The organism is Mycobacterium sp. IDUB_9 (assembly GCF_055419505.1).
On record NZ_JBVAXU010000003.1, the window covers coordinates 80,819 to 97,874 of the forward strand.

Below are 17,056 nucleotides of genomic sequence, written 5' to 3' on the forward strand. Positions count from 1 at the left end.
GTCAATTTCGTTCAATACATCGGCCGCGAAGTTCGGCAGACTGCGGTCATGTCTGGACACATCACTTACCGCACCGGGGCGGTCCGCTACCAGGTCACCGACGTCGAGCGCGCGATCGCCTTCTACACCGAGCACCTAGGGTTTGATGTCGCCCTCCGCGGAGGACCGGCCTTCGCGTCCGTGGTCAACGGCAATCTCACCCTGTTCTTGAGCGGGCCGGGCAGCTCGGGCGCACGTCAACTGCCTGACGGGACTCCACAGATCTCTGGGGGCTTCAACCGATTCGTGCTCGAGGTCGATGACCTCGACGCTGCCGTCACCGAGTTGCGCGGCGCCGACGTCGCGTTTCGCAACTTAGTCGAGACGGGCCCCGGCGGACGCCAGATCCAGGTCGACGACCCCGACGGCAATCCCGTCGAGCTTTTCGAACCAGCAGCCGTCAGGCGCCCGGCGGACTGACCACCGGCGGGATCACCGGATAGGTCGGCGTCTGTACCGGAGGCCAAGCGCCCAGATCGTCGCGCACCGTCGAGACCGCGATCAGCGCGTAGACCATGGCCGCCGCGGCCGCCGGGAACAGGATCGTGCCCGCAATCTGCAGCGGCGTGTGCCCGAAGAAAACCGACGCCGCCTCCACCACATAGTGGACCCGGTGTTCGGGGGTGACTGGCGCACCCGCGATGTCGAGCGAGCCGAACCGCACGTGAGCCAGCGCCACACCGACGCCGGCAGCGGCCCCGGTGGCCAACGCACAACCGGCGCCCAATGCAGCGACCAGAACCGGCCCGCGATGCGGGGCCCACTGCCACAGCGCCACCGCGGCCACGACTGCCAGCACGACGAGCATGCCGACGAACATGAATGCCGACGTGAAGAAATGGTCGGATTCGCTGCCGAGATAGGCGTGCACCCGCTCACCGCTGCGGGTCAACGCGACCACCCCGTGCACACCTGGGGCCAGCCAAGCCCACAGCGCGCCGAGCACCACACCCGCCACCGCGAGGGCGACCATCACGATTAGCACTGCCCGTCCCCGCGAAACACGGGGTGCGCCAGGGAAATTAGCGGGAACCGGACCGGCCGGGGCAACCCGCTCTTCGCCCGAGAGGCTCATCGGTGCCTTCTGCTCTTCGCCCGAGAGGCTCATCGGTGCCTTCTGCTCTTCGCCCGAGAGGCTCATCGCCGCGTATCCAGGTCCATCGAATCAACCTGCCCATGCCGCGAACACTTGGCCCACCACCCAGTCGGCCGCACCTGGACGATCATCCGGCGACCGCACTCGGCACAGAACCGGGGCGGTTCAAGGCCGAGCTGGGCGGCGGTGGGGACGACGTTCCCGTCCGCCGCGTCCGCCTGGACCCCGGTGTAGACGTTGTATAGGCCGGCGCCGACGGGCGCGGGCAAGTCTTGAACCATCACCACCAGTTCTACAGGCTGGCGTTCAGCGCCTTGATGGGCATCTGCAGATCGTCGAGCAGTTCCAGGTCCGACTCGGCCGGGCGGCCCAACGTGGTCAGGTAGTTGCCGACGATGACGGCATTGATGCCGCCCAGGATGCCCTGCTTGGCGCCGAGGTCACCGAGGGTGATCTCACGGCCACCGGCGAAACGCAGCATGGTGCGCGGCAGAGCCAGGCGGAACGCGGCGACGGCCTTGAGCGCCTCCGACGCCGGCAGCACCTCCAGATCGCCGAAGGGCGTGCCCGGGCGCGGGTTGAGGAAGTTCAGCGGCACCTCGTGCGGGTTCAGCTCGGCCAGGTTGGCGGCGAACTCGGCACGCTGTTCGAGCGTTTCTCCCATGCCGAGGATGCCGCCGCAGCAGACCTCCATGCCGGCCTCGCGCACCATCTCCAGCGTGCCCCAGCGCTCCTCCCACGAGTGGGTGGTGACGACGTTGGGGAAATACGACTGCGCGGTCTCCAGGTTGTGGTTGTAGCGGTGCACGCCCATGTCCTTGAGGCGGTCCACCTGCTCCTGGGTCAGCATGCCCAGCGAGCACGCGATCTGGATGTCGACCTCGTTGCGGATCGCCTCGATACCTGCGGCCACCTGGGCCAGCAGCCGCTCGTCGGGACCGCGCACAGCGGCAACGATGCAGAACTCGGTGGCACCGGTTTTGGCCGTCTGCTTGGCCGCCTCGACCAGGCTGGGGATGTCGAGCCAGGCGCTGCGCACCGGTGAGGCGAACAGACCCGACTGCGAACAGAAGTGGCAGTCCTCCGGGCAGCCGCCGGTCTTGAGGCTGATGATGCCCTCGACCTCGACCTCGGGGCCACACCACTTCATCCGGACCTCATGGGCCAGGGCGAGCAGCTCTTCGAGTTGGTCGTCGGGGAGCTGCAGCACCTGCAGGGTCTGGTCTTTGTCGAGGCCGACGCCACGCTCCAGAACCTGCTCGCGAGCTACGCCCAATACGTCCACGGCTGCCTGCGTCACGAAATGTCCTCCTGTGGATCATGTGGTCGGCGGGCCGACACTTGAACACGTCGGCGGGCCGACACTTGAACACCGTTCAGGCTAGGGTAACGGTGTGCAACTCCACAAACCCGACGTGGTGGATGCGGCGACGGCCATCCTCGACAATTACGGCATCGCCGATCTGACGATGCGGCGCCTGGCCCGTGAGCTCAACGTCAGCCCGGGTGCTTTGTACTGGCATTTCGCCAACAAACAGGAACTGCTCGGCGCGGTCGCCGACCGCATCCTGCAGCCCGTCGGCGTCGAGGACAACACCACAGCGTGGCCGAGCCGGATCCACCAGATCTGTGTGGCGTTACGTGACGCGCTGCTGTCACACACCGACGGAGCCGAGTTGGTGTCGTCCAGCTTCGCGGCCGGGCAATCCCAGATCGTCGGTGGAATCGTCACACAGCTTGCCGAGGCCGCCCAGCGTGCCGGCGTGATGTCACCCGACGACGAGTTGGCCGCGAGGACGGTGCTCTATTACGTGCTGGGCTTCACGGCCGACGAGCAGTCCCGGCTGCAGTGGGACGCCGCCGGAGCACTGGTCGACGATCAGTCGGTGATTCACCGCGACACGTCACGGCAGTTCGCGTTCGGCCTGCAGTTGCTGGTCGACGGATTGGCGGTGCGCGGTACGAGCACGCTCAGCGCCGGACCCGACATCCTGCAGCGCGGCCGGAGCTGACCGTCCCGTCAGCCAATCGCGTATTCGACGCGTTCGTCGCCATCCCAGTGCCGTAGTCCGGTGACCTGGCCGACGATCTCTGCGGGCCGTCCGGCGATCCGCACGGCCGTGGACAGACTTGCCGGCGCGATCCGCCGGGCCAGTGTGACGTGTGGGGTCCAGTTCCCCGGTTCGGTGTGCGGCATCGGAGCCGGGTCCATGAACGGCAGGCACCGCCGATACGCCTCGGCCTGGATTTCGAGCAGCTCATCCGTCGGGACCAGCAGTCGCGCCAATACTCCGGCCGAGTGCCCGAAGATCAGCGTCGCGCCGAGGCGGCACGGCAGCGGGAACCGGTCGACGAGTTCGGTGAGCACGGCATCGGCCCCGGTATCGATGTGCTGTGCGACAGTCAGCGTCGCGTGGGGCCGGCTGGCCGGCGCCTGGCTTGGAATATCCTTGTTGCGCAACGTGTCCCAGATGCCGCGGACCACGGCTTCGGTATCGGGGTCGAACACCAGCTCCACGGAGTGCACCACGTCAGGTCAGACCGATCAGCCAGTCCGGGTCGAACGCCTCGGCGCATATCTTCTCGAACTCGGCCACACTGGCGGTTCCTGCCCCCGCCGGCAGCACCGCGCGCAGCGGCGCCAGTTGCGCCAGCGATTCTCGGTTGCCCGACTCCGCCACGCCGGGGTTCTCGGGCCACGCGCCGATGACCAGACCGGCGCAGGTAATGCCCTGCCCAGCAAGTGATTCCAACGTCAATGCGGTGTGGTTGAGCGTTCCCAACCCCGCGGACACAACCACCAGGACGGCAGCGGAGAGCTCGGAGGCCACGTCACGCAGCGTGACACCGTCGGCGCCCAACTCGACCAGAAGGCCACCGGCGCCCTCGACCAGAGTCAGCCCGTCGGCAACCTCGGCGTCACGCACCGCCCCCACCAGCTCGGCACGCGTCGGCAACGGAAGTCCGGCACGCTGCGCGGCCGCCGCCGGCGCCAGCGGCTCCGGATAGCGCCATCCCCCATGCAAGTTCGCCACGCCGGACAGCCGGTTCACCTCAGCGAGGTCGTTGTCACCGTCGGCAGTGCCGGTCTGTACCGGCTTGCACACCGCGACCTCGATCCCGGCCAGCCGGGCCGCGCAAGCCAACGCGGCGGTCGTCACCGTCTTTCCGACGCCGGTGTCGGTTCCGGTGACGACCAGCGTGCTCACAACCGGGCCCCGGACAGGACTTCGGTCAGCACCTGACGGGCCAAGCTCATCTCGTCGGCGGTCAGCGAGGCTCTGGCGGTCAGACGCAGCCGCGAGGTTCCCTCGGGAACCGTCGGCGGACGGAAACATCCCACCCGGACGCCGCGCTCCAGGCAGGCGGCGGCCGCAGCCACCGCGACCTCCGGCTCGCCGAGGATCACCGAGACCACCGCAGAATCGGGCACCGCGGTGCCACCGGAAATCCGGGCCAGCTCGGCGGCGTGGTCCAGCACGGCCTGCGCCCGCCGGGGCTCGGCGATCAGTACCCGCAGCGCAGCCAAGGCCGCACCGACGGCCGCCGGCGCCAGTCCGGTGTCGAAGATGAACGGGCGTGCCGCATCGATCAGGTGCGCGCGCACCGCCTCCGGGCCGAGCACCACTCCGCCCTGGCTGCCCAGCGCTTTCGACAGCGTCGTCGTCATCACCACGTCCGGCGCCCCGGCCAGCCCGACCTCGTACAGCAGACCCTGCCCACCCGGCCCGCGCACGCCGAGCCCGTGCGCCTCATCGACCAGCAGCAGTGCTCCGTGGCGGCGGCACACCCCGTGCAACTCGCGCAGCGGCGCCAGCACCCCGTCTGTGCTGAACACCGATTCGGTCAGCACCACCGCACGTTTCTCGGTACGTGCAGAGAGCACGGCCTCCACCGCTTCGACGTCACGGTGCGGAGTGACATTGACCCGGGCACGGGACAGCCGACACGCATCAACCAGAGAGGCGTGGGTCAGAGCGTCGGACACCAGCAGCGAACCCGGACCGGACAACGCGACAACGGCGCCCAGGTTCGCTGTGTAGCCCGACGAGAAGACCAATGCCGACTCGGCACCGACGAACGTCGCCAGCGCGGTCTCGAACTCTTCGTGCAACTCGGTGTTTCCGGTGACCAGCCGCGATCCGCCGGCGCCGGCTCCCCAGGTGCGCAACGCTTCGATGCCCCCGTCGAGCACCTCGGGATGTTGAGACAGCCCGAGATAGTCGTTGGAGGCCAGATCCAGTTCCGTTGCCACAGCCGGGCGGGTACGCAGCTCACGACGAAGCCCCGCCTGCCGGCGCTGTGCTTCCACATCGGCCAGCCAGGCCAGCGGTGATAGATCGGTGCGCGTCACGGTTGCTCCTCGCGGCAATTGAACACGTCGGCCGGGCCGACAATTGAACACGTCGGCCGGGCCGACAATTGAACACCGTTCAGGTTAGTGCACGAGCCACGCCGACCATGCCCGCGGTGATCTGTTCCACCTCCGCAGGGGTGCAGATGAACGGTGGCATGGCATAGATCAGCTTGCCGAAGGGGCGTAGCCAGAGCCCGTGACGCAGCGCCGCGAGCGTCGCCACCCGCATGTCTACCGGCTCACTCATCTCGATCACGCCGATGGCGCCGAGCACCCGGACATCGGCGACACCGGGCAATCCGCGGGCCGGCTCCAGCCCCTTCCGCAGGCCCACCTCGATCTCGGACACCCGGGCCGACCAATCACCGCTGACCAGCAGTTCCACCGCGGCTACCCCGACCGCGCAAGCCAGCGCGTTGGCCATGAACGTCGGCCCGTGCATGAGCGCGCCGGGCTCCCCTGCACTGATCGTCCGCGCGACCTCGCGGGTACACAGCGTCGCGGCCAAGGTGATGTAACCGCCGGTCATCGCCTTGCCGACGCACATGATGTCCGGGCTGACGCCGGCGTGTTCGGCAGCGAACAGCTTTCCGGTGCGGCCGAATCCGGTGGCGATCTCGTCGAAGATCAGCAGCACATCGTGGCGATCGCAGATCGCGCGCAGGTCCGCGAGGTAGCGCGGGTCATGAAAACGCATTCCTCCGGCACCCTGCACGACGGGTTCGACGATCACGGCGGCGAGCTCATCGGCGTGCTCGGCCAGCTGCCGCTCGAACGCCTCGATGTAGGACAGCTGGTAGTCGGCGGGTACCGGCGGCGCGAAAATTTGAGACACCAGGACGTCAGTCCAGAGGGAGTGCATGCCGCCGTCGGGATCGCACACGCTCATCGGGGTGAACGTGTCGCCGTGATAGCCGCCGCGCCAGGTCATCAGGCGGTGTTTCGAGCCCCGGCCCAGGCTGCGCCAGTACTGGAGCGCCATCTTGACGGCCACCTCGACCGACACCGACCCGGAATCGCTGAAGAACACGGTCTCCAGGGGCGCGGGGGTCAGCTCGACCAGCAGCTGGGCCAGCCGTGCAGCCGGCTCATGTGTCAGGCCGCCGAACATGACGTGGTTCATGGTGGCGAGCTGGTTGTTGATCGCACGGTCCAACACCGGATGTCCGTGTCCGTGCACGGCCGTCCACCAGGACGCCATCGCATCGAGAACCTCGATCGGTGCGCCGTCGGTAGGGTCGATCACAGTCAGCCACGCGCCCTTGGCCCCGACCGCAACCACGGGCGGCAATGCGTCCGCGTCCATGGCGCTGTAGGGGTGCCAGATGTGGGCCGCGTCAATGGCGCTGATCTGCGCCGGGGTCAGCTCAGCCACAGTCGGGCAGCCTAGCTCTTTGCTCACAGGGTGTGACGCACGCATCCGAAATGTGAGCGGCAGGCCGATGTTAGGTAAATTGGCCTCGACCATGAAAACCCTTGACGCCCCCCGGACGGAGCCCGGCACCGAATCCGGTTCCGTTCCGCACGCCGTCATGGGCACCCGAAAATCGGGCTTCTACCGCCATGATCTGGACGGACTGCGTGGTATCGCCATCGCCCTGGTCGCGATGTTCCACATCTGGTTCGGCCGGGTTTCCGGTGGTGTCGACGTTTTCCTGGCACTGTCCGGATTCTTTTTCGGCGGCAAGATGCTGCGCATCGCCCTCAACCCGGAGGCGCCGCTGTTGGTCCTGCCCGAAGTGGTCCGACTGGTGCGACGGTTGTTGCCCGCCCTGGTCGTGGTGCTTGCCGCAGGCGCGGTACTGACCATCCTGGTGCAGCCCGAGACGCGATGGGAAGCGTTTGCTGACCAAAGCCTGGCAAGCCTGGGCTACTACCAGAACTGGGAATTGGCCAACACCGCCGCCGATTACCTTCGCGCCGGTGAGGCGGTCAGTCCGCTGCAGCACATCTGGTCGATGTCGGTTCAGGGGCAGTTCTATGTGGCGTTCCTGGCGTTGGTCTTCGGGTTCGCTTTCCTGGGCCGCCGGATGTTCGGCCGGCACCTGCGGACCGCGTTCATCGTGTTACTGGGCGCGCTGACCATCGCATCGTTCGTGTACGCGATCATCGCGCACAACAACGATCAGGCCACGGCCTATTACAACAGCTTCGCGCGCGGCTGGGAGCTGCTGGCGGGCGCACTCGCCGGCGCACTGGTACCGGCCGTCCGCTGGCCGATGTGGCTGCGCACGATTCTGGCCACGGTGTCACTGGCCGCCATCCTGTCGTGCGGTTGGTTGATCGACGGCGTCAAGGAATTCCCCGGCCCCTGGGCGCTGGTTCCGGTCGGAGCCACCGTCATCTTCATCCTCACCGCCGCCAACCGGATGGACGATCCGAATACGGCCGAGCGGCTGCCCGCGCCCAACCGGATGCTGGCGACCAAACCGTTCGTGTCACTGGGCTCGATGGCCTACTCCCTCTACCTGTGGCACTGGCCGCTGCTGATCTTCTGGCTGTCCTACTCGGGCCACGCCCACGCCAACTTTCTCGAGGGCACGATCGTGCTTCTGGTCTCGGGTGTCCTGGCCTGGCTCACCACCCGCTACATCGAGGATCCGCTGCGCCCGCAGAAATCAAAGGACACCGCGCCGACTGCCTCCCTGCCCGCCGTCCCACTCCGCGTCCGGTTGCGCCGGCCCACCATCGTTCTCGGCTCCATCGTCGGACTGCTCGGCGTCGCGTTGACGGCCACCTCGTTCACCTGGCGCGAGCACGTCACCGTGCAGCGCGCCAACGGCAAGGAACTGTCCGGGCTGTCGGCCCGCGACTACCCGGGAGCCCGCGCGCTCATCGAGCATGCCCGGGTGCCCAAGCTGCCGATGCGTCCGACGGTCTTGGAGGCCAAGGACGATCTGCCCGCGTCCACGACCGACGGCTGCATCAGCGATTTCGGCAACACCGACGTGATCAACTGCACCTACGGTGACAAGGACTCGCCGCGGACGGTCGCGGTGGCAGGCGGATCGCATGCCGAGCACTGGATCACCGCGCTGGATCTGCTGGGTCGCCTCCACAACTTCAAGGTGGTCACCTACCTGAAGATGGGTTGTCCGCTGACCACGGAGGAGAACCCACTCGTAATGGGCGACAACCGCCCGTACCCGAAATGCCGTGAGTGGAACGAGAAGGTGATGTCCCAGCTCATCGCCGATCGCCCCAGCTTCGTTTTCACCACCTCGACCCGCCCGTGGAACATCAAGCCCGGCGACGTGATGCCCGGCACCTACATCGGCATCTGGGAAACCCTCTCCGAGAACAACATTCCCATCCTCGCGATGCGCGATACGCCGTGGCTCACGCGAAACGGTAAGCCGTACTTCCCGTACGACTGCCTGGCCAATGGTGGCGATGCCATCTCCTGCGGCATCGACCGGTCCAAGGTACTCTCCGACCACAACCCCACGCTGGATTTCGTCGGGAGGTTTCCACTGCTCAAGCCACTCGACATGAGCGATGCAGTGTGCCGTAAGGACTATTGCCGCGTGGTGGAGGGAAATGTGTTGCTGTACCACGATTCCCACCATCTCTCCACGACCTACATGCGCACGATGACAGGTGAACTCGGCCGTCAGATGGCGGTTGCTACCGGTTGGTGGTGAAACCATGACGTCATCGTCACCAACGCCTCCGCCGATCCCGACGCCGATGTCGACGGTCTGGCCGGGTGAGGCCTACCCGCTCGGCGCCACCTACGACGGCGCCGGAACCAACTTCTCGCTGTTCTCAGAGGTCGCCGAACGCGTCGAGCTGTGCCTGATCGCCAAGGATGGCACCGAACACCGGATCAACCTCGAAGAGGTCGACGGCTACGTCTGGCACGCCTACCTGCCCACGGTCACACCCGGTCAGCGTTACGGATACCGCGTGTACGGCCCGTGGGATCCCGGCACCGGACACCGGTGCGACCCCAGCAAGCTGCTGCTGGACCCCTACGGCAAGTCGTTTCACGGCGACTTCGACTTCAGCCAGGCCCTGTTCTCCTATGACCTGACCGCCGAACCACCCGGCACCGGCACCCCGCCCCAGGTCGACTCTCTGGGCCACACCATGAGCAGCGTGGTGATCAACCCGTTCTTCCAATGGGGCTCCGACCGGGCACCCAAGACGCCGTACCACGACACGGTGATCTACGAGGCACACGTCAAGGGGATGACCCAGACCCACCCCGGTATCCCCGAAGAGCTCCGGGGCACATACGCGGGGCTGAGCCACCCGGTTGTCATCGAGTACCTGCAGTCGCTGAACATCACCGCGATCGAGTTGATGCCGGTGCACCAGTTCATGCACGACCACCGACTGCTGGACCTCGGACTGCGAAACTACTGGGGCTACAACACGGTCGGCTTCTTCGCCCCGCATTTCCAGTACGCGGCCACGCGGCACGCCGGCGGTGCGGTGGCCGAGTTCAAGACCATGGTCAAGGCGTTCCACGATGCGGGTATCGAGGTGATCCTGGACGTGGTCTACAACCACACGGCCGAGGGCAACCACCTCGGTCCGACCATCAATTTTCGCGGGATCGACAATGCCGCTTACTATCGACTGCTCGACGGCCAACCCGAGTACTACAAGGACTTCACCGGAACCGGCAACAGCCTCAACGCCCGGCACCCGCACACCCTGCAGCTGATCATGGACTCGTTGCGGTACTGGGTCCTGGAGATGCATGTCGACGGGTTCCGGTTCGACCTGGCCTCCACTCTGGCGCGCGAATTCTATGATGTGGACCGGCTTTCGGCGTTCTTCGACCTGGTCCAGCAGGACCCTGTCGTCAGCCAGGTGAAGTTGATCGCCGAGCCGTGGGACATCGGTGAAGGTGGCTACCAGGTCGGCAATTTCCCAGGTTTGTGGACCGAATGGAATGGGAAATACCGCGATACTGTGCGCGATTACTGGCGGGGCGAGCCTGCGACCCTGGGCGAGTTCGCCTCCAGGCTAACCGGTTCCTCGGATCTGTACGAGGCCACCGGACGCCGCCCCGGCGCCAGCATCAACTTCGTCACCTGCCACGACGGATTCACCCTCAACGACCTCGTGTCCTACAACGAGAAGCACAACGAGGCCAACGGTGAGGACAACCGAGACGGCGAGAGCCACAACCGGTCCTGGAACTGTGGTGTCGAGGGGCCGACCGACGATCCGGAGATCCTGGCCCTGCGTACCAAGCAGATGCGTAACATCACCGGCACCCTGATGCTGTCCCAGGGGACCCCGATGATCGCCCACGGCGACGAGATCGGCCGAACCCAGCTGGGCAACAACAACGTGTACTGCCAGGACTCCGAGTTGTCCTGGATGGACTGGTCGCGGTTGGAGACCAACGCCGACCAGTTGGAATTCACGCGCAAGGTGCTGGCATTCCGTAAGCGCCACCCCGTGTTCCGGCGGCGCCGGTTCTTCGACGGCAAACCGATCCGCAGCGGCGATCAGGTTCGCGACATCGCCTGGCTGACCCCGTCGGGTACCGAGATGACGCCGGAGGATTGGGGCACGGGCCTGGGCACGTGTGTCGCTGTGTTCCTCAACGGCGACGCGATCGAGGCTCCCAACGCCCGGGGCGAGCGGGTGGTCGACGATTCATTCCTGTTGTGTTTCAACGCCAACGACCACGAGCAGGATTTCGTCACGCCGAACGGCGACTACGCCAAGGAGTGGACGGCCGACCTCGACACGGCCGACCCGACCGGAACCTCCGAACTGGTCGTGGCCGCGGGCGAGAAGATCTCGCTGCAGGCCCGGTCACTGCTCGTGTTGCGCAAGACGGCCTGACATGCGTCGCCCGGTTCTTTCCACGTATCGGCTCCAGATGCGTGGTGATTGCTGCACCTTCGATGACGCCGTGAACCTCCTCGACTATCTCGATCGCCTCGGGGTGTCTCACCTTTACCTGTCCCCGATCCTGACCGCCGCACACGGATCCACGCACGGGTACGACGTCACCGATCCCACCACGGTATCGGCGGCCCTCGGCGGGCCGGAGGGTCTGCGGCGGCTCTCGGAGGCCGCACGGTCCCGGGGTATGGGGCTTGTTGTCGACATCGTTCCCAACCACCTCGGGGTCGCTCACCCCGAGCAGAACCGCTGGTGGTGGGATCTGCTGCGGTACGGCCGAGCGTCGGCATACGCCGAGTACTTCGACATCGACTGGGATCTCGACGGCGGCCGGGTTGTGTTGCCGGTCCTGGGTTCCGACGACGACGTGGCCGATCTCGTGGTCGAGGGGGACGTGCTGCGCCTGGGCGATCTGGTCTTCCCCATCGCACCGGGAACCGGCACAGGCACGGGCAGCCAGGTGCATGACCGCCAGAACTACCGGCTGACCGGTTGGCGCAGCGGGATCTGCGGCTATCGTCGCTTCTTCTCGATCACGTCGCTGGCCGCGCTGCGTCAGGAGGACCGGGCCGTTTTCGACGCCAGCCATGTCGAGATCAAACGCTGGTTCGATGAGGGGCTCGTGGACGGCCTACGCATCGATCATCCCGACGGATTGTCCGACCCTGCAGGCTATCTGCGCTGGTTGCGTGAGCTCACCGGCCCCGACGCCTGGATCGTGGTGGAGAAGATCCTGGCCGCCGACGAGTCCCTCGACGCGTCACTGCCTGTCGACGGCACCACCGGATATGACGCACTGCGCGAGGTCGGTGGTCTGTTCATCGCCCCCGTCGGGGAAACCAGGCTGAGCGCCGTGAGCGGCCGCCCGGATCTCGACGCCGAACTCATGCTCAAGACCGCGGCGGTCACCGAAACCCTGGCCAGCGAGTTGGGCCGGCTGTGCCGATCCATCACGGCGGTGACCGCCCAGCAGGACCCTCGGCTTCCCGGAGCCGTCACAGCACTGATCAGCCGGATCGGCGTGTACCGAAGTGACTATCCGGCACTGGGCACGATCCTCCCGGTGGCGCTGCAGGAAACCGCGTGCACCACACCGGAACTCGCCGACGCGTTGTCCACCATCTCGGTGGCGATGTCGAGCAGCGTGGAGGTGGTGACCCGGTTCAATCAGCTGTGCGGGGCCGCGACCGCGAAAGCGGTCGAGGACTGCCTGTTCTACCGCGACGCCCGACTGGTCTCACTCAACGAGGTCGGTGGCGCACCCGAGTTGTTCGGGGTCACGACAGCCGAGTTCCACCAACGGGCGTCGACGCGCATGCGCACCTGGCCGTCGACGATGACCACGCTGTCGACCCACGACACCAAACGCGGCGAGGACGCCCGCGCCCGCATCGGGCTGCTGTCCCAGGTACCGGACACGTGGGCGGACTCCGTCGACCGGTGGAACAACCTGACCGCTCCCCCGGACCAAGCCACCGCGTTATTCCTGTGGCAGAACATCTTCGGCGTCTGGCCGGTCAGCGGCGAGGTTACCGACGAGCTCCGCATCCGGCTGCACAGCTACGCCGAGAAGGCGATCCGCGAGGCAGCCACCCGCACCTCCTGGCACGACCCGGCCCGCGACTTCGAGGACGAGGTACACCACTGGCTGGATCGAGTGCTCCACGGGCCGGTCGCAGCCGAACTGACCGCGCTGGTCAGTCGGCTGCACGTGCACGCCCGAAACGACAGTCTGGGCCAGAAACTGGTCCAGTTGACGGCACCCGGAATTCCCGACGTATACCAGGGCACCGAGACCACCGAGGACAGTCTGGTCGATCCCGACAACCGGCGTCCGGTCGACTACCCTGCGCTGCGCGATGCCTTGGAGCGTGGGGATGATGCGAAGCTGCGGGTAACCGAGTCCGCGCTGGCGCTGCGCCGGACGCGTCCGGAATCCTTCCTCACCGGGTCCTACGTCCCATTGTCTGCCACCGGCCACGCGGCGCGGCACGTGCTGTCCTTCTGCCGCGGCGGAGATGTCGTGGTGGCCGTGAGCCGGTGGACCGTGGCGCTCGCCGAAACTGGTTGGGCCGACACCGCATTGCCATTGCCCGCCGGCCGGTGGACGGATCGCCTCAGTGGCCGCCCTTGGGCCGGTGGACCGGTGCCGCTGACCGAGTTGCTCGCCGATTCTCCGGTGGCCTTGCTGGAGCGCACCGATGGCTGAATTCGCGGTGTGGGCGCCCATACCGGACCGGGTGCGTGTCGACGTGGACGGGACGCTGCACGACATGGCGCGCTCCCGAGACGGATGGTGGCGCGCCGAGGTCGCCTGCCGCACCGACGCCAGGTACGGGTTCGTCCTGGACGAGAATCCCGAGGTCTTGCCAGACCCTCGGTCACCGCGTCAGCCCGACGGCGTGCATGCCCGCTCGCAACTGTGGGCTCCGGCCCCCGATGCGTGGACAGACGCCACCTGGGCCGGCCGGTCCATCTGCGGCGGGGTGATCTACGAACTGCACACCGGAACCTTCACGCCCGAAGGTACTTTCGATGCCGCGATCGACAAGCTCGACCATCTGGTGGAACTCGGCGTCGATTTCGTGGAACTGATGCCGGTCAACGCGTTCAACGGTCCCCATGGCTGGGGTTATGACGGCGTGCTGTGGTACGCGGTACATGAACCGTACGGCGGTCCCGACGGCCTCATCCGGCTCGTCGACGCGTGCCACGCACGTGGGCTCGGGGTGCTGATCGACGCGGTGTTCAACCACTTCGGACCGTCCGGCAATTACCTTCCGAGGTTCGGCCCGTACCTGTCGTCCGGCCACAATCCGTGGGGCAGTTCGATCAACCTGTCCGATGCCGATGCCGACGAGGTCCGTGCGTACATCATCGAGTGCGCGTTGCGCTGGATGCGCGATTTCCACGCCGACGGGCTGCGTCTCGATGCGGTGCACGCACTCGTCGACAACACCGCGATCCATCTGCTCGAGGAACTGGCAGCCGAAACCGACGCCCTGGCCGACGAACTCGGCAGACCGCTGTCGCTGATCGCCGAAAGCGACCTCAACGATCCCCGGCTGATCACCCCGCGGGACCGCGGCGGGTACGGCTTGACCGCTCAGTGGGACGACGATATCCACCACGCCATCCACACTGCGGTATCCGGCGAACGGCAGGGCTACTACGCCGATTTCGGATCGCTGACCACACTGGCAGAAACGTTGAAGCACGGATACTTCCACGCCGGCACCTACTCGTCTTTCCGCCACCGCAGGCACGGTCGGCCGTTGGACACGGCCACCATTCCGGCCACCCGCCTGCTGGCGTACACCCTCACCCACGATCAGGTCGGCAATCGCGCCGTCGGCGACCGGCCCTCGCAGCGTCTGACCTTCGGCCAGCTCGCGGTCAAGGCCGCACTGGCTCTCGGATCTCCTTACACCGCCATGCTTTTCATGGGTGAGGAATGGGGATCCTCCTCGCCGTTCCAGTTCTTCAGTTCGCACCCCGAACCGGACCTGGCGCGTGCCACCGCCGAGGGACGCAAGGCCGAGTTCGCCGAACACGGCTGGGATGCCGACGAGATCCCCGATCCACAGGACCCAGCGACGTTCCTACGGTCCAAACTGAACTGGAGCGAGGTCACCGAGGGCGAGCATGATGCACTCCACCGAACCTATCGCGAGCTGATCGCATTGCGGGGCAGCGAACCTGACCTCGCCGATCCGTGGCTCGACCACTTGTCGATCGACTTCGACGAAGACCAACGCTGGATCGTGCTACATCGGGGCGCAGTGTCCATCGCCTGCAATCTGGGCACCGAGCCAGTAGCGGTACCGGTCTCCGGCGAGCTGCTGCTGGCCTGGGATCACCCTGACGTCTGCACCGACGCCACGATATTGGCCGGGCACTCCTTCGCGATCCTGCGCAGCGAGGGCGATCAGTAGTCCTTCTGCACGGATGTTCCGTCGAGGTCCAATACGGCGCCACGCGAGCTCTTCGGCCGTAGCTCCGAAACCTGCTCACCGCGCCGGTCCACCAGTATCGAGTGCGACTCGCCCGATGCGAACGCGTGCCGCTCACCCCATTGACGCAGCGCCACCACGACGGTGAAGAGATCACGACCGGCCTTCGTGAGCGTGTACAGCTGCCGCCGGCCCGACGCTGCCGGCTGCCGGTCGAGGATGCCGCGATCCACCAGTCGACGCAGCCGGTCGGTGAGGATGTTGCGCGCGATGCCGGTGCGCTGCTGAAAGTCGGTGAATGCGCGCGCGCCGTCCATGGCATCGCGGACGATCAGCAGGCTCCAGCGGTCTCCGACCAGGTCGAGCGTGCGCGCGACCGGACACGTGGGATCCGTCCAGGTCACGCCGTCCGTACTCAGCACCGACTCGGTCATCACGCCCCCTAAAGAGTTGCTGAATGAAACCATTCTGCCGTAGCCTCCAAATAGTTGCAATATGCAACCATTGAGAGGAGCGTGGATGGAGCTGACCTTCGGCCGCAGAGTGTTTTTCGCCACCGTGTGCGCAGTGGCTGTGGCCACGATCTACGCGGCACAGCCCGTCCTCGCGCAGATCGGCAGCGACCTCGGCGTGCCGGAGGCGCATCTGGGGTGGATCGTCACGGCCGGGCAACTCGGCTATCTGGTCGGATTGGTCCTTCTCGTCCCCTTCGGCGACATGATGAACCGCCGTAATCTGATCAGCGGGCACCTTCTACTGGCCGCGCTGGGTGTGGCGCTGGCCGCGACAGCCGCACAAACCTGGCAGCTGCTCGCCGGACTGGCAGTCGCCGGCCTGTTCGCCGTCGTCGTCCAGACCACGGTGGCTTTCGCTGCCGCCCTGTCCACACCCGAGCAACGCGGCCGCACCCTCGGCGCGGTCACCTCCGGGGTTGTCATCGGCATCCTCGGTTCCCGGGTGGCCGCAGGCGCTTTCGCCGCCGCGTGGGGGTGGCGCGGCGTCTATGCCGGGCTGGCCGTGCTGCTACTCGCCCTGGCATGCCTCGCCCCGAGGCTCCTGCCGGCCGATCCGCGGCGCGAATCAGCCTCCTACGTCGATATTCTGGCGTCACTGGGCCAACTGTTCGGTGACCGCCTGTTCATCTCACGCGGGCTGATCGCGTTCTTCCTCTTCGCCTCTTTCGGCACACTGTGGAGTGGCCTGGCACTGCCACTCGCCGCGGCTCCGTGGCATCTCAGTACCGCTCAGATAGGGCTTTTCGGAATCGCCGGTCTCGCCGGCGCACTCGGCGCCGCCCGGGCGGGACGCTGGGCTGACGCCGGCTTCGCACGTGCCGTCACCGGCGGGGCGCTCGCGCTGCTGACGGCCTCCTGGCTGGCCATCGGGCACGCATCATGGTCGTTGGCGCTGATCGTGGTCGGTGTGATCGTGCTCGACTTCGCGGTACAGGCCGTACATGTGAGCAACCAGCACCTGCTCACCACCGCCCATCCGCACCGCACCAGCAGCGTTATCGGCGGCTACATGTTCTTCTATTCACTCGGCTCGGCCCTCGGGGCGGCCGCCACGACCGCGGCGTATTCGGTTGCGGGATGGACCGGCTCGAGCATCCTCGGCGCCGCCTTCGCCACCTGCGCTCTCATCGTCTGGGCTGTCAGCCCAGCGGCGCACCGAGTGCCCAGATGACCCAACGCGCGTAGATCACTACCTGTGTTCAGCGCCGACGCGAACAGC

Annotated in this window: 15 protein-coding genes; 7 read left to right on the forward strand and 8 right to left on the reverse strand. The window is 66.6% G+C overall.

Translation table 11 applies throughout. The features are described from left to right. Window positions 1–48 precede the first annotated feature (48 nt). Entirely contained in the window at window positions 49–459 is a 411-nt protein-coding gene (locus ACZY08_RS14820) for a VOC family protein (protein WP_463745893.1), read from the forward strand. On the opposite strand, the gene ACZY08_RS14825 is transcribed toward ACZY08_RS14820, so the two are convergent. Genes ACZY08_RS14825 through bioB form a run of 3 tightly spaced genes read right to left on the reverse strand, consistent with a single transcriptional unit; the run spans window position 440 to window position 2,435 of the window. After that, the gene (locus ACZY08_RS14825; protein ID WP_463745892.1) at window positions 440–1,180 is read right to left on the reverse strand and encodes a DUF2567 domain-containing protein; all 741 of its coding nucleotides are present in this window, start codon (window positions 1,178–1,180) and stop codon (window positions 440–442) included. The genes ACZY08_RS14820 and ACZY08_RS14825 overlap by 20 nt on opposite strands. Beyond that, on the reverse strand, window positions 1,177–1,416 hold the full coding sequence (gene bsaP / locus ACZY08_RS14830; RefSeq protein WP_064930455.1) for a biotin synthase auxiliary protein BsaP: 240 nt from the start codon (window positions 1,414–1,416) through the stop codon (window positions 1,177–1,179). Before bsaP ends, ACZY08_RS14825 begins: the two co-directional genes overlap by 4 nt. 11 nt (window positions 1,417–1,427) lie before the next feature. Then, window positions 1,428–2,435, reverse strand: coding sequence for a biotin synthase BioB (gene bioB, locus ACZY08_RS14835; protein ID WP_463745891.1), 1,008 nt, complete (start codon window positions 2,433–2,435; stop codon window positions 1,428–1,430). A 94-nt stretch (window positions 2,436–2,529) separates the two neighbouring features. On the opposite strand from bioB, the gene ACZY08_RS14840 reads away from it, so the two are divergent. Further along, complete coding sequence (locus ACZY08_RS14840) at window positions 2,530–3,147, forward strand: TetR/AcrR family transcriptional regulator (RefSeq protein WP_463745890.1); 618 nt, start codon at window positions 2,530–2,532, stop codon at window positions 3,145–3,147. Between the two features lie 8 nt (window positions 3,148–3,155). On the opposite strand, the gene ACZY08_RS14845 is transcribed toward ACZY08_RS14840, so the two are convergent. From ACZY08_RS14845 to ACZY08_RS14860, 4 genes are all read right to left on the reverse strand, one after another. After that, window positions 3,156–3,665: a 2'-5' RNA ligase family protein gene (locus ACZY08_RS14845; protein ID WP_463745889.1), complete on the reverse strand. Its 510-nt coding sequence runs from the start codon at window positions 3,663–3,665 to the stop codon at window positions 3,156–3,158. A 1-nt stretch (window position 3,666) separates the two neighbouring features. Continuing rightward, entirely contained in the window at window positions 3,667–4,344 is a 678-nt protein-coding gene (bioD, locus tag ACZY08_RS14850; protein ID WP_463745888.1) for a dethiobiotin synthase, read from the reverse strand. Continuing rightward, complete coding sequence (locus ACZY08_RS14855; RefSeq protein ID WP_463745887.1) at window positions 4,341–5,489, reverse strand: 8-amino-7-oxononanoate synthase; 1,149 nt, start codon at window positions 5,487–5,489, stop codon at window positions 4,341–4,343. The genes bioD and ACZY08_RS14855 overlap by 4 nt, the downstream gene beginning before the upstream one ends. 79 nt (window positions 5,490–5,568) lie before the next feature. Beyond that, window positions 5,569–6,867, reverse strand: coding sequence for an adenosylmethionine--8-amino-7-oxononanoate transaminase (locus ACZY08_RS14860; RefSeq protein ID WP_463745886.1), 1,299 nt, complete (start codon window positions 6,865–6,867; stop codon window positions 5,569–5,571). A gap of 91 nt (window positions 6,868–6,958) precedes the next feature. Between ACZY08_RS14860 and ACZY08_RS14865 the strand changes: the two genes are divergently transcribed. Genes ACZY08_RS14865 through treZ form a run of 4 tightly spaced genes read left to right on the forward strand, consistent with a single transcriptional unit; the run spans window position 6,959 to window position 15,304 of the window. Continuing rightward, the gene (locus ACZY08_RS14865) at window positions 6,959–9,136 is read left to right on the forward strand and encodes an acyltransferase family protein (RefSeq protein WP_463745885.1); all 2,178 of its coding nucleotides are present in this window, start codon (window positions 6,959–6,961) and stop codon (window positions 9,134–9,136) included. 4 nt (window positions 9,137–9,140) lie between these two features. Next, window positions 9,141–11,306, forward strand: a complete 2,166-nt coding sequence (glgX, locus tag ACZY08_RS14870) for a glycogen debranching protein GlgX (protein ID WP_463745884.1) — start codon at window positions 9,141–9,143, stop codon at window positions 11,304–11,306. Between the two features lies 1 nt (window position 11,307). Further along, a complete protein-coding gene (gene treY, locus ACZY08_RS14875) occupies window positions 11,308–13,578 on the forward strand; it encodes a malto-oligosyltrehalose synthase (RefSeq protein ID WP_463745883.1) in 2,271 nt (756 codons plus the stop codon). Next, window positions 13,571–15,304, forward strand: coding sequence for a malto-oligosyltrehalose trehalohydrolase (treZ, locus tag ACZY08_RS14880; RefSeq protein ID WP_463745882.1), 1,734 nt, complete (start codon window positions 13,571–13,573; stop codon window positions 15,302–15,304). The genes treY and treZ overlap by 8 nt, the downstream gene beginning before the upstream one ends. Here the strand turns inward: treZ and ACZY08_RS14885 are convergent. Then, the gene (locus tag ACZY08_RS14885) at window positions 15,298–15,756 is read right to left on the reverse strand and encodes a winged helix-turn-helix transcriptional regulator (protein WP_463745881.1); all 459 of its coding nucleotides are present in this window, start codon (window positions 15,754–15,756) and stop codon (window positions 15,298–15,300) included. The two genes, treZ and ACZY08_RS14885, sit on opposite strands and share 7 nt — an antisense overlap. An 85-nt stretch (window positions 15,757–15,841) precedes the next feature. On the opposite strand from ACZY08_RS14885, the gene ACZY08_RS14890 reads away from it, so the two are divergent. Further along, a complete protein-coding gene (locus ACZY08_RS14890) occupies window positions 15,842–17,008 on the forward strand; it encodes an MFS transporter (RefSeq protein WP_463745880.1) in 1,167 nt (388 codons plus the stop codon). Window positions 17,009–17,056 lie beyond the last annotated feature (48 nt).

Excerpts from the sequence above, each read along its gene's own strand:
- ACZY08_RS14820 (WP_463745893.1), top strand. The coding sequence starts at position 49 with ATGTCTGGACACATCACTTACCGCACCGGGGCGGTCCGCTACCAGGTC.
- ACZY08_RS14825 (WP_463745892.1), bottom strand. The coding sequence starts at position 1,180 with ATGAGCCTCTCGGGCGAAGAGCAGAAGGCACCGATGAGCCTCTCGGGC.
- bsaP (WP_064930455.1), bottom strand. The coding sequence starts at position 1,416 with ATGGTTCAAGACTTGCCCGCGCCCGTCGGCGCCGGCCTATACAACGTC.
- ACZY08_RS14865 (WP_463745885.1), top strand. The coding sequence starts at position 6,959 with ATGAAAACCCTTGACGCCCCCCGGACGGAGCCCGGCACCGAATCCGGT.
- glgX (WP_463745884.1), top strand. The coding sequence starts at position 9,141 with ATGACGTCATCGTCACCAACGCCTCCGCCGATCCCGACGCCGATGTCG.
- treY (WP_463745883.1), top strand. The coding sequence starts at position 11,308 with ATGCGTCGCCCGGTTCTTTCCACGTATCGGCTCCAGATGCGTGGTGAT.
- treZ (WP_463745882.1), top strand. The coding sequence starts at position 13,571 with ATGGCTGAATTCGCGGTGTGGGCGCCCATACCGGACCGGGTGCGTGTC.
- ACZY08_RS14885 (WP_463745881.1), bottom strand. The coding sequence starts at position 15,756 with ATGACCGAGTCGGTGCTGAGTACGGACGGCGTGACCTGGACGGATCCC.
- ACZY08_RS14890 (WP_463745880.1), top strand. The coding sequence starts at position 15,842 with ATGGAGCTGACCTTCGGCCGCAGAGTGTTTTTCGCCACCGTGTGCGCA.